The sequence below is a fragment of the Nonomuraea sp. 10N515B genome, from assembly GCF_052245915.1.
Taxonomy (GTDB): Bacteria; Actinomycetota; Actinomycetes; order Streptosporangiales; family Streptosporangiaceae; genus Nonomuraea.
In genome coordinates, this window is record NZ_JBQQBQ010000013.1 from 31,565 (window position 1) to 43,559 (window position 11,995).

Sequence of the window (11,995 nt, forward strand, 5' to 3'; positions counted from 1 at the left end):
TTGTGATGAAGCCGTGTCCAGCACCAGAATCCTGTTCGGGAGGCGAGGATGGAAAGAGATCTCTTCGACGAGGAACACCTGCTGTTCAGGGACACGGTGCGCGAGTTCATGGCCCGCGAAGTGGTGCCGCACCACGCGCAGTGGGAGAAGGACGGCATTGTCCCGCGCGAGGTGTGGAAGAAGGCCGGAGAGCTGGGCATGTTCGGGTTCTCGGTCCCCGAGGAGTACGGCGGCGCCAGCGTCACGGATTTCCGGTACAACACGGTGATCGTCGAGGAGATCATGCGGCACGGCGCGACCGGGCTCGGCTTCTCGTTGCACAACGACGTCATGGCCCCGTACGTGGTCGATCTGACCAATGACGAGCAGAAGCAGCGGTGGCTGCCCGGCTTCGCCAGCGGCGAGCTGATCACCGCGATCGCGATGAGCGAGCCGGGCGCGGGCAGCGACCTGCAGGGCATCAGGACCACCGCCGTCCGCGAAGGCGACCACTACGTCGTCAACGGGCAGAAGACGTTCATCACCAACGGCATCAACGCCGACCTCGTGGTCGTGGTGGCCAAGACCGATCCGGAGGCGGGCGCCAGGGGGACGACGCTGATCGTCGTGGAGCGGGGCATGGAGGGGTTCAGCCGGGGGCGCAACCTGGAGAAGGTCGGCATGAAGGCGCAGGACACCGCCGAGCTGTTCTTCGAGAACGTCCGCGTGCCCGTCGCCAACCGCCTCGGCCCGAACGACGGCGAGGGGTTCTTCCAGCTCATGAACAACCTGCCCCAGGAACGCCTGTCGATCGCGGTGGCGGCGGTGGCCGCGGCGGAGGCCGTGCTGGAGCAGACCATCGAATACTGCAAGACCCGCCAGGCCTTCGGCCGCAGCATCGGTTCGTTCCAGAACACCCGGTTCGTCCTGGCCGAGCTGGTCACCGAGACCGAGATCGCCCGCCACTACGTCGACAAGTGCATCCTGGCGCTCAACGCCAAGCAGCTCACGGCGGTGGACGCGGCCAAGGCCAAGTGGTGGACGACCGAGCTGCAGAACAAGGTCATCGACCGCTGCGTCCAGCTCCACGGCGGATACGGATATATGACCGAATACCCGGTTGCGAAGGCGTGGCTGGACAGCCGCGTCCAAACCATTTACGGCGGCACGACCGAGATCATGAAGGAGATCATCGGTCGGTCATTCGGGTTTTAGCACCTGACGCGCGGGCCGCCGTCCGACGCCGCATACTGGACAGCATGGACGGCGGCCTGATCCTCCTGGTCTTCCTGGCATTGCTCGTCGCTTGGGGGCTCAATCGTGTGCGCCGGGCGTTCCGCCTGGGTCCCGTCGGCTATGCCGGCGTGATGATCGTGTTCATCATCGCGATGCTGCTCGTGTGGGGCCAGACCAAGGTCTAGGCGATCGCTTCGACGAAGCGGGTGAGCAGCCGGGCGAACTCGGCACGCTCGGCCGCCGACCAGCCCTCCATCGCCGTCGCGAACGCCGCTTGCCTGGCGCGATGCGCCCGTTCGAGCGCGGCGCTCCCCTCGTCCGTCAGCACCAGGCACGACCTGCGGCCGTCCGCCTGATCGGCCTCGCGCCTGACCAGGCCCGCCTCCACGGCCGCGGCCACCAGCCGGCTCGCCCGCGGCTGATCCACACTCAACGCCTGCGCGACCGCGGTCACGGTGACGGGCTCGCGGGCGGCCTCGATCACGTCGAGCACGTCGTATTCGGGCCCGGCGCCCTGCGCTTTCGCCAGCACCCGCCTGCTCTGCCTGCGCCTGATGGCGACCATCGACTGCTCGATCGCGCGGAGCTCCCGGAGCTCGCGGAGCCCGGCAATTTCCTTGTCTTCATACATATAGTTGCTATAGTACATGCATGGAGAAGCATATCGGCTACTGGGTGAAGAATCTGGATACGGTGCTGGAGAGCGCCATGGACGACGCGCTGCAGATGTCGCGGCGCGAGTGGCAGGTGCTCAACACCGTCGCTCATGACGCCCGGCCGGAGGAGCTGGCGCCGTTCCCCGGGGTGGGTGAGGCCGTGGAGCGGCTCACCGCGCGCGGGTGGCTGGTGGACAGCCGGATCACCGAGGCCGGCAGGGCCGCGCACGCGGAGATCGCCGAGCGGGTGCGTGGGTTCAGGCAGCGGGTGGGCGCGGGTGTGACCCCGGAGGACTATCAGGTGACCGTGGACGTGCTGCGTCGCATGGCCGCCAATCTCACGGCTTCATGAAGCCGAGGCCTCTAGGAGGACGCCGGCCACGAGGTCCGGGTCGTCGCTCATCGGCACGTGCCCGCAGCCCTTCAGCAGCTTGACCCGCTGCCCTGACCACCGCGCCGCACGCACCGCCTGGCGGCGCGGCAGCAGGCGGTCGTGCTCGCCCCACGCGATCGTGATCGGCGTCTTGGGCGGCGCGGGCGGCATCACCCCGGCGAACGACTCCAGCGTCTCCTCGAAGCCGGTCGAGGCGGCCAGCGCCCGCGTGGCCGCGATCAGCGCGGCCGGCTCCATCCGGGACGGGTGCGCGACCAGCACGCCCGTGGACAGGGCGCGCAGCAACGGGCTCTCGGCCGTCCTGACGGCCTGCTCGGGCGGCATCGCCCGGGCGGTGGCTCGCAGCGCGCGCAGCACGGTCCGGCAGTAGAGCAGCTCGGCACGGGACCAGAAGCCGGCCGGCGACAACGCGGTCGCCGTGCGTACGACGCCGCGCGAGGCCAGCTCCAGCGCGATGTAACCGCCGAGCGAGTTGCCCGCCACGTGCGGCTCGCGCACGCCGAGCAGCGCGCAGAACGACTCGACCGCGTCGGCCAGCGACTCGGCGGTGTAGGGGATGCCGTCAGGCAGCCCCGGCGACGCCCCGAACCCGGGCAGGTCGATCGCGATCACGGTCCTGGAGACGGCCAGGCGATCCAGCACCGGCGACCAGGCCTGCCAGTGGTGGCCGATGCCGTGGAGGAGGATCAGCGGCGGACCGCTGCCCCGCCGTTCGAAGGCCAGCTCCATACGGCCAGTGAATCATTCACCTGCCGCGCGTGGGAATCTCGAACCAGACCGCTTTGCCTTCCCTGGTCGGTCGCGAGCCCCAGCGTCTGGCCAGCTGGTCGACGAGGTAGAGGCCGCGCCCGCCCTCGTCGTTCTCCCCCGCGCTGCGGATCCGCGGCAGGCGCAGGTCCTGGTCGAAGACCTCTACCCAGACCGACTCCTCGCCCCTGCGCAGCCGCAGCGTGAACTCCTTCTCGCCGACCACTTCGTCCTCGAAGCCCGGCATGTCCCAGGACTCCTCGAACGGCAGCGGCGGCCCCTCCACGACCAGCTCCCTGCGCGGCACGCTGGCGCTGGCGGCGTGCAGGACCACGTTCGTCACAACTTCGGAGACCAGCAGGCAGGCCAGCTCGGCCCGCTCCTCGGGTACGTTCCAGCCGGCGAACGCCTCCGAGGCCATCCGGCGCGCCTCGCCGACCATGATCGGCTGGGCGGGGAACGTGCGCTCCTCGACGTCGAGATCCACGTCGCTGGAGCGTACGACCAGGATCGCCATGTCGTCGTCGATCTCGCCGGGCACCGCAACCGTGGCGGCGTCGGCGATGCGCTCGACGTCGACGTCGGCCATCTTGGCGAGCTTGTCGCAGAGCACGCCGAGCGTCTCCTCCTCGCTCGGCATCCTGCCGTCGCGGCCGGGACGGCGGTCGACCAGGCCGTCGGTGTAGAGGAGCAGCGCCGCGCCGGGCGGCAGCGTGCGGGTCTCCTCCTTGTAGACCAGGTCGGCGTGCATGCCCTTGGCGCGTACGCCGAGCGGCTGGCCGACCTCCTCGATGTCCAGCTCGACGCACTGGCCGTCGACCAGCAGCAGCGGCGGGGCGTGGCCCGCGTTGGCGAAGGACAGCTGCCTGGACCAGGCGTCGTAGACGAGGTATTGGCAGGTCACGATGGGTGGGATGCTGACGTCGGCGCCGTTGTCGTCCTGCTCGGGGGTGGCGATGATGCGGGTCCACTCGTCGAGCCTGGCCAGGATGTCGGCGGGCGACTTGTCGTCCTGGGCGAAGGCCCGCAGCGCGGCCCGGAGCTGTCCCATGATGGCCGCCGCCTTGGCGCCCCGGCCCTCGACGTCGCCGATCACGATGCCGACGCGGCCGGCGGACAGCGGGATCACGTCATACCAGTCGCCGCCGACCTGCGTCTGGATGCCCTGCCCGTGGGAGGCGAGCGGCGCGGCCGGATAGTAGCGCACCGCGATCTCCAGGCCGTCGAGCTGCGGCAGCGCCCGGGGCAGCAGGTATTTCTGGAACGACTCCGCCGTGTGCCGCTCCTCCTCGAACAACAACGCGTTGTCGATCGCGAGCGCGACCCTGGTGGCGATGGCGCCCACGAAGTCGCGGTCGAAGGCGTCGTAGTGGGGGCTGCGGCGGTCGGTGAGGTTGGACAGGCTGAGGTACATCAAGCCGAGGGTCTCACCGCGCACCAGCAAGGGGGCGACGATGGCCGAGGTCATGCCGATCTCGCCGCACAACCGCGCGCTGTCCTCATGGGGCGCCGGGTAACTGCTGGAGGAGAAGTCCTCGACGAGGATGGTCTCCTGACGGCGCAGCGCCGTGTCCGCGTAGTGGCCGGAGGGGTAGCGGATCTCCGCGCCCACCGGCTTCCATGTTCCCGACGGGGGCGTCCACCCCTGCACGTGTTGTGAGACCCGGCGGACGAGCCGGTCACCCTCCATCAGCTCGATGAAGCAGTGGTCGGCGAACTGCGGGACGAGCATCTCGGCGACGCGCTTGAGCGTCTCCTCGACATAGAGCGAGCCGGCCAGCCGCTCGCCGATGCGCTCGAGCAGTCCGAAACGGTCCTTCTCCCGCTCGTTGCTCCGCAGCGCCTCGCGGGCCATGATGACGATGCCCGTCACCGAGCCCGTCGGGTGGCGCAACGGCACAGCCTGGGCGCGGACGTAGACGATGGTGCCGTCGCCGCGCTTGACGTCGAACGTGCCCTCCCACACGCCGCCCTTGAGCACGTGCTTGGCCAGCTCGATCGCCAGGGGATGGTCCTTCTCCATGATCCCGAGGGACAGGACGGACGTTCCCCTCGAAGGGGCGCTGTCCGGACGGCCGAACAGCTTCTCGGCGAACGGGTTCCAATAGAGGAGGTTGCTGAAACGGTCGGTGACGACCACCGCCATTTCCGCGTGGTCTAGCACGGATCCGGCAGCAAGGTGATCAGCCGCATCTTGTGACAGATCCCCCCAACGCTTCATCCGGAGACCACTCCTCGGGGTGGCGAGCATGCAAAGCGAACCACGAGCGCTCCTGCAACAGTCTTGGCCAGGGGAGAGTGGAGGGCCTCCCAAGAGGGATTCAACCAAGCAGCCGCGCGCGCGTCAGCGCTTGGAGACAAAAACGTGCGCGGCAACATCGCGCGGAAGCTCCGCGGGAGTGTCGTTCGCGTCACCGTCACCTGTCACCCGCACACCGTCGTCGCTCGCCGCGAGCGTGACCTCGCGTCCGGGTTGTATCCCAACTTGCTTGAGTTTAAGCATCACAGCGGGATCACTTTGCACTTGTTCGCTAATTCGGCGGACGACGACGGGTATATCTCTCGGTCCTGCCACGTCGCTCATGGACATCAGCTGGTTGCCGCCGGCCTCGGCCTCCTTGGCGCCCAGCTCGGCGAGCCCGGGGATCGGGTTGCCGTGCGGGCACACCGTGGGGTTGTCGAGCAACGTCACCAGCCGCGCCTCCACGGACTCCGACATGACGTGTTCCCAGCGGCACGCCTCGATGTGCACCTCTTCCCAGGGAAGTCCGATCACCTGGGTCAGCAGGCACTCGGCGAGCCGATGCTTGCGCATCACCCGCGTGGCGAGCTGGCGGCCGAGGTCGGTCATCGACAGGTGCCGGTCACCCTCGACCCGGACGAGGCCGTCACGCTCCATGCGCGCGACCGTCTGGCTCACCGTGGGCCCGCTCTGCTGCAGGCGCTCGGCGATGCGCGCGCGAAGGGGGACGATGCCCTCCTCCTCGAGCTCGTAAATCGTGCGGAGATACATCTCCGTCGTATCGATCAGGCCGTGTGCGGTCAAGACAGTCCTCCCAACTGAATGTTACGCCGGTCGTGGCGTTTGGGTCCCCCTGGACGCTGACCACCCGACCCAGGACTGAGCCCGTTCGCCTCGGGCACAGGCCTCACAGGAACCCTATTGGGAGAACGACCGACGATGGATAAGGACGGCAACACCAGCGCGGCCCAGTTCCTTCCCGACAAGCTGGACCTCGAGTCGCTGCGGCTCGCCGCGGCCTGTTGCGAGGGGTGTGGCCTGTACAGGAACGCCACGCAGACGGTGTTCGGCGAGGGGCCGAGTCAGGCGAGGTTCATGCTGGTGGGCGAGCAGCCGGGGGACCAGGAGGACCGTCAGGGGCATCCGTTCGTCGGCCCGGCGGGCCGCATTCTGGACAAAGGTCTGGCGGAGGCCGGTATTCCGCGTGACGACGTTTACGTCACCAACGCGGTCAAGCACTTTTCCTTCGTGCCGCGCGGGAAAAGGCGCATTCACCAGAAGCCGACGGCTGCCGAAGTCACGGCCTGTCATCCGTGGCTCGACGCGGAGCTGGCCGTGGTGGATCCGTCGGTGATCGTGGTGCTGGGTGCGACGGCCGCGCAGGCGCTGCTGGGGCGGACGTTCCGGGTGACGCAGCACAGGGGGGAGCCGGTGCCGCTCGGCAACGCGCTCGCGGTGGCCACGATCCACCCGTCGGCCGTGTTGCGCGCGCCGGACAGGGACGCCGCGTACGCGGGCTTCCTGTCCGACCTCCAAGCGGCGGCTCGGGCGACCTGACCATCAAGCGGCGGCCCGGGTGGCCTGAGCATCAAGCGGCGGCCGGATCGCCTGACTATTCCGGGGCGGCCACCGGACTCTTGGCGACCGTGCCCGCCCGGTAGTTCCTGAAGGTGGCCACCGACAGGCCCACGACCAGCACCACGGCCGCGCACGCCAGGCCGCCGCCCACCCACGCGCCGGTGAGCCCGAACACCGTCGCCGTCGCCCCGGCTCGCAGGTCGCCCAGGCGCGGCCCGCCCGCCACGACGACCATGAACGCGCCCTGCATCCGCCCCCGCATCTCGTCGGGCGCGTACAGCTGCAGGATCGACTGCCGCCACACCGACGACACCACGTCGGCCGCGCCGCCGACGGCCATGAACGCCACCACCAGCCACAGCTCGGACACCAGGCCCGCCGCGGCCACGGCCAGCCCCCAGACGGCGATGACGACGACCAGCGCCACCCCCTGCCGGCTGACCCGCCCCACCCACCCGGAGAACAACGCGCCGACGACCGAGCCACCGGCCATGGCCGAGTTCAGCAGGCCGAGCGCGATCTCCGACCCGCCGAACGACTTGTCGGCCAGCTCGGGGAACAACGCCCGCGGCAGCGCGAACACCATCGCGATGATGTCCACCACGAACGACATCAGCAGCACACGGCTCCTGACGATGAAGCTGAGCCCCTCCAGCACCGCCCGCGCACCTGGACGGCTCACTTCGCCCTTCGGAGGCAGTGAGGGCAGTCTGAGGGCCGCGTAGAGGCTGCCGGTGAACAGTAGGGCATCCACCGCGTACGCCGCCGCGAACCCTCCGGTGGCCAGCAGCACGCCCCCGACCATCGGTCCGACCACCGCGCCCATGCTGTAAACCAGCGAGTTGAGCGCGTTGGCGGCGGGCACCAGCTCCGGCTCCAGGATCCTCGGGATGATCGCGCCCCTGGTCGGGCCGGTGATGGCGAAGCCCGTGGCGTTCAGCGCGACCGCCGCGAAGATCAGGTAGACGTTCGCCAGCCCGAGCAGCGCCTGCCCCAGGATGAACAGGGTCGCCGCCCAGGCCACGAACGAGCCGATGATCAGCACCTTGCGCCGGTCCATGGCGTCGGCGACCGCCCCGCCCCACAGGCCGAACACCACCAGCGGCACCAGGTTGGCCATGCTGAGCAGCCCGACCCAGAGCGAGGAGTGCGTCAGCTCGTAGACCTGCTGGCCGACCGCCACGACGGTGACCCCGACCCCCATGTGCGAGACCGCTTGGCCCAGCCAGATCCGCCGGTACGCGGGTACGCCCAGCGGCCGGGTGTCCACCAGATGACGTTTGACCAGCTCCCCGAATGCCACTCAACGCACACTAAGGCGCGAGTCTCTCCAAGGCCCAGCCGGGTCGGGTCCGCCGGTAGCGAAGGCGGTCGTGCATCCTGTCGAGCTGCCCCTGCCAGAATTCCACCTCGTTCGGGGCCACGCGGTAGCCGCCCCAGAAGTCGGGCACCGGCGGGTCGTCCGGCCAGCGGTCGGCCAGCTCGCGGTAGCGGGCGTCCAGCTCCTCCCTGGAGCGCACGACCGCCGACTGGCGTGAGGCCCACGCGCCGATGCGCGAGCCGTACGGACGGGAGTTGAAATATGCCGCCGACTCCTCGTGGGAGATCTTGGCGACGGTTCCCTCGATGCGGACCTGGCGGCGGATGGGGTGCCAGGGGAACAACAGCGAGGCCCGGGGGTTCTCGGCCAGGTCGCGGCCCTTGCGCGACTCGTAGTTGGAGTAGAAGACGAATCCGCGTTCGTCGTAGCCCTTCAGCAGGACCGTCCTGGCGCTGGGGCGACCTCCGGCGGAGGCGGTGGCCAGGATCATGGCGTTGGGTTCCGGCAGGCCGGCGTCGACCGCGTCCTGGAACCAGACGGTGAATTGCGCGATGGGGTCGGACGCGAGGTCTGATTCGAGCAGCGGCTCGCCCTCGTACGTACGGCGAAGCCCCGCCAGCACGGGCGGGCGCGGGGTGGCATCCACGAGACCGTATTCTTGCGTGCCCGCGGGCAAGATCCCATGCACCCGCTTCCCACGGCGATCTCATGCCGACTCTGTGACCGCTGCGTCATGGCGATCTCATGCCGACTCTGACACCACTGTGTCATGGCGATCTCTTGCCGGCTTCCGAGACCGCTCCGACCAGCGGGTTTGGCCTTACGGCGGGTCCCGAGACCGAGCATGACCTGGGAGGGGGTTAAATTGACCCGCCGGTATCTCGACATCAAGGCTTTGCGTTGCCGAAACATGGCAAGAAAGGGAGGCGGCCGAGCATGTCCGACTTCAAACCCGGACTCGAAGGCGTCGTAGCTTTCGAGACCGAGATCGCGGAACCGGACAAAGAAGGGGGCGCCCTTCGATACCGGGGCGTCGACATCGAAGAGCTGGTCGGCCGTGTCCCGTTCGGGGCCGTCTGGGGCCTGCTGGTCGACAACACGTTCCAGCCGGGCCTGCCCCCGGCGGAGCCGTACCCCATCCCTGTCCACTCCGGTGACATCCGCGTAGACGTACAGAGCGCGCTGGCCATGCTGGCTCCGGCCTATGGCTTCAAGCCGCTGCTCGACATCAGTGACGAAGAAGCCCGCGACCAGTTGGCGCGGGCTTCCGTCATGGCACTGTCGTTCGTGGCGCAGTCCGCGCGCGGGCTCGGCCTGCCGATGGTGCCGCAGAGCCGGGTCGACGAGGCGAAGACCATCGTCGAGCGGTTCATGATCCGCTGGCGCGGTGAGCCCGATCCCAAGCACGTCAAGGCCATCGACGCTTACTGGACCTCCGCGGCCGAGCACGGCATGAACGCCTCGACGTTCACCGCCCGCGTCATCGCCTCCACCGGCGCCGACGTGGCCGCCGCGCTCTCCGGTGCCGTCGGCGCCATGTCCGGTCCGCTGCACGGCGGCGCCCCGGCCCGGGTGCTGCACATGATCGAGGGCGTCGAGCAGCTGGGCGACGCCAAGAAGTACGTCCAGGGCGAGCTCGACAAGGGCAACAGGCTCATGGGCTTCGGTCACCGCGTCTACCGCGCCGAGGACCCGCGCGCCCGCGTGCTGCGCCGTACCGCCAAGGAGCTCGACGCCCCGCGTTACGAGGTCGCGGCGGCGCTGGAGCAGGCCGCGCTGGAGGAGCTGCACGCGCGCAAGCCCGACCGGGTGCTCGCCACCAACGTCGAGTACTGGGCGGCCGTGGTGCTGGACTTCGCCGAGGTTCCGCCCCACATGTTCACCTCGATGTTCACCTGCGCCCGCACGGCCGGCTGGGCCGCGCACATCCTGGAGCAGAAGCGCACGGGCAGGCTGGTCCGCCCCAGCGCGAACTACGTCGGCCCCACCACGCGCCCGCTCAGCGAGGTGCCCGGTGCCGACGAGGTGACCGGCGCGTACTGATCCACGTCACAGCGGCTACCGCGCGGCTCGCATCCGCGCGGTAGCCGTTTTTCGTGGAACAGCCTTAGGGGAAAGTTGTCCTTGACCGCCTTCTGACAGCGGATCAGCCTGAGCGCAGGCACCCCCCAGCCTCCCCCGAGCAGGACGGACAACCACGCGTAGCGGGTTGTCGGCGCGCGCCTGCCCTCCTCCGGTGGGAGGCCCGTAAGGAGGCACGTCATGCGCCAGTCGACCGACGACTCCAAGCCCGGTTTAAGCAGGCGAGGTTTCCTCGCGGGCGTGGGAGCAGGGACCGCCGCCCTAACGCTCACCCCCACCGAGGCGCTCGCCAAAGTCATCACCGTCCAGGCCGGCGGCCTGGCCACCGCCCCGGACCGGTTCGGCCGGATCTTCAACATCGCCCCGTTCGCCGACTTCAACGCGCCCACCCTCCGGCAGGCCCTCATGTCGATGGGCCGTCCCGGGGGCGTGATCGACGCCCAGGACCCGCTCCAGGAGGGCCCGATCCGGCTGATCACCAACCCGGAGCTCAGCCCCAACAACCTCGACAACGCCGCGCAGACCGCCGGCATCACGTTCCTCGGCCAGTTCATCGACCACGACCTGACGTTCGACGAGACCTCGCCGCTCGGCGTCCCCACCGCTCCCGAACAGTCGCCCAACACCCGGACGCCCGGCCTGGACCTCGACACCGTCTACGGCGGCGGACCGACGGCCGACCCGCAGTACTACAACCCCTCCGACCCCGCCAAGTTCCGGTTGGAGAGCGGCGGCAGGTTCGAGGACCTGCCGCGGCTGCCGAACCGCAGGGCGATCATCCCCGACCCGCGCAACGACGAGAACCTGATGATCAGCGGCCTGCACGCCGCGTTCTTGTTGTTCCACAACCGGGTGGTCGACCATCTGCGCGCGTCGGGGCAGACCGGCAAGGTCTTCGAGGCGGCCAGGCAGCAGGTCAGGTGGCACTACCAGTGGATCATCCTGCGCGAGTTCCTGCCGTTGATCATCGGGCCGGCCGTGGTCAACGACATCCTGGCCAACGGGCGGCGGTTCTACCGGCCGGCGCAGGGCCAGCAGTTCATCCCGGTCGAGTTCCAAGGCGCCGCGTACCGATTCGGGCACAGCCAGGTCCGGCCCTCCTACCGGGCCAACCTCGCGGGCAACGCCGACAACACGCCGTTCTTCGGGTTCGTCTTCGACCCGGCGGGCCAGGGCCAGGCCGATCCCGTCGACCTGCGCGGCGAGGCCCGGGCGCCCAGGCGCTTCATCGGCTGGCAGACGTTCTTCGACTTCGGCGACGGTCAGGTGCGCCCCAACAAACGCATCGACACCAAGATCTCCACGCCGCTGTTCAACCTGCCGCTGATCGCGATCCCGTCCGGGGACGCGCCGACCGCGCTGCCGCAGCGCAACCTGCTGCGGCACATCACCTGGTCGATCCCGTCCGGGCAGAACATCGCCCGTGCCGTCGGCGTGCAGGCGCTGGAGTCGCAGCACTTCCCGGAGCTGCAGCAGTTCGGGCACGGCCTGCCCGCCAGCACGCCGCTGTGGTACTACGTGCTCAAGGAGGCCGAGGTCCTGGCCGGCGGCGTCCGGCTGGCCGGGGTCGGGGCGAGGATCGTGGGCGAGGTCTTCATCGGGCTGCTGCAGCTCGATCCGAGCTCTTTCCTCAGGACCAACCCGTCCTGGCGCCCCACGCTGCCGCGCAGGACCGGCGGGACCGGCGACTTCCGGATGGTGGATCTGCTCACGTTCGCGCGGGTCGATCCGGCCAGCCGGGGCCAGTGAGCGGCTCCGCC

Annotated in this window: 12 protein-coding genes; 6 read left to right on the forward strand and 6 right to left on the reverse strand. The window is 69.3% G+C overall.

Features of this window, described 5'->3' with window-relative positions:
- Window positions 1-48: 48 nt before the first annotated feature.
- Together ACTWQA_RS21085 and ACTWQA_RS21090 are read left to right on the forward strand one after the other, a co-directional pair.
- Window positions 49-1,194, forward strand: coding sequence for an acyl-CoA dehydrogenase family protein (locus tag ACTWQA_RS21085; RefSeq protein ID WP_443160867.1), 1,146 nt, complete (start codon window positions 49-51; stop codon window positions 1,192-1,194).
- Between the two features lie 44 nt (window positions 1,195-1,238).
- Window positions 1,239-1,400, forward strand: a complete 162-nt coding sequence (locus ACTWQA_RS21090) for a hypothetical protein (RefSeq protein WP_165977497.1) — start codon at window positions 1,239-1,241, stop codon at window positions 1,398-1,400.
- Here ACTWQA_RS21090 and ACTWQA_RS21095 read toward each other — a convergent pair.
- Entirely contained in the window at window positions 1,397-1,846 is a 450-nt protein-coding gene (locus ACTWQA_RS21095; RefSeq protein ID WP_443160868.1) for a MarR family winged helix-turn-helix transcriptional regulator, read from the reverse strand. The two genes, ACTWQA_RS21090 and ACTWQA_RS21095, sit on opposite strands and share 4 nt — an antisense overlap.
- A gap of 20 nt (window positions 1,847-1,866) precedes the next feature.
- Between ACTWQA_RS21095 and ACTWQA_RS21100 the strand changes: the two genes are divergently transcribed.
- The gene (locus ACTWQA_RS21100; protein ID WP_443160869.1) at window positions 1,867-2,223 is read left to right on the forward strand and encodes a MarR family winged helix-turn-helix transcriptional regulator; all 357 of its coding nucleotides are present in this window, start codon (window positions 1,867-1,869) and stop codon (window positions 2,221-2,223) included.
- On the opposite strand, the gene ACTWQA_RS21105 is transcribed toward ACTWQA_RS21100, so the two are convergent.
- The 3 genes from ACTWQA_RS21105 to ACTWQA_RS21115 all read right to left on the reverse strand — a co-directional run bounded on the left by ACTWQA_RS21105 (window position 2,218) and on the right by ACTWQA_RS21115 (window position 6,058).
- Window positions 2,218-2,994, reverse strand: coding sequence for an alpha/beta fold hydrolase (locus tag ACTWQA_RS21105; RefSeq protein WP_443160870.1), 777 nt, complete (start codon window positions 2,992-2,994; stop codon window positions 2,218-2,220). The two genes, ACTWQA_RS21100 and ACTWQA_RS21105, sit on opposite strands and share 6 nt — an antisense overlap.
- A 16-nt stretch (window positions 2,995-3,010) precedes the next feature.
- A complete protein-coding gene (locus ACTWQA_RS21110; protein WP_443160871.1) occupies window positions 3,011-5,233 on the reverse strand; it encodes a SpoIIE family protein phosphatase in 2,223 nt (740 codons plus the stop codon).
- A gap of 123 nt (window positions 5,234-5,356) precedes the next feature.
- The gene (locus ACTWQA_RS21115) at window positions 5,357-6,058 is read right to left on the reverse strand and encodes a metal-dependent transcriptional regulator (protein WP_305915064.1); all 702 of its coding nucleotides are present in this window, start codon (window positions 6,056-6,058) and stop codon (window positions 5,357-5,359) included.
- 135 nt (window positions 6,059-6,193) lie between these two features.
- On the opposite strand from ACTWQA_RS21115, the gene ACTWQA_RS21120 reads away from it, so the two are divergent.
- The gene (locus ACTWQA_RS21120; protein WP_443160872.1) at window positions 6,194-6,811 is read left to right on the forward strand and encodes a UdgX family uracil-DNA binding protein; all 618 of its coding nucleotides are present in this window, start codon (window positions 6,194-6,196) and stop codon (window positions 6,809-6,811) included.
- 55 nt (window positions 6,812-6,866) lie between these two features.
- Here the strand turns inward: ACTWQA_RS21120 and ACTWQA_RS21125 are convergent, their stop codons facing one another.
- Both ACTWQA_RS21125 and pdxH read right to left on the reverse strand, forming a co-directional pair.
- Window positions 6,867-8,135, reverse strand: coding sequence for an MFS transporter (locus ACTWQA_RS21125; protein WP_443160873.1), 1,269 nt, complete (start codon window positions 8,133-8,135; stop codon window positions 6,867-6,869).
- A gap of 10 nt (window positions 8,136-8,145) precedes the next feature.
- Window positions 8,146-8,799: a pyridoxamine 5'-phosphate oxidase gene (pdxH, locus tag ACTWQA_RS21130; RefSeq protein ID WP_443160874.1), complete on the reverse strand. Its 654-nt coding sequence runs from the start codon at window positions 8,797-8,799 to the stop codon at window positions 8,146-8,148.
- Window positions 8,800-9,089: 290 nt separating this feature from the next.
- On the opposite strand from pdxH, the gene ACTWQA_RS21135 reads away from it, so the two are divergent.
- Together ACTWQA_RS21135 and ACTWQA_RS21140 are read left to right on the forward strand one after the other, a co-directional pair.
- Window positions 9,090-10,196 (forward strand): citrate synthase 2, encoded by a 1,107-nt coding sequence (locus ACTWQA_RS21135; RefSeq protein WP_443160875.1) that lies wholly within the window; start codon window positions 9,090-9,092, stop codon window positions 10,194-10,196.
- A 219-nt stretch (window positions 10,197-10,415) separates the two neighbouring features.
- Window positions 10,416-11,984 (forward strand): peroxidase family protein, encoded by a 1,569-nt coding sequence (locus tag ACTWQA_RS21140; RefSeq protein ID WP_443160876.1) that lies wholly within the window; start codon window positions 10,416-10,418, stop codon window positions 11,982-11,984.
- Window positions 11,985-11,995 lie beyond the last annotated feature (11 nt).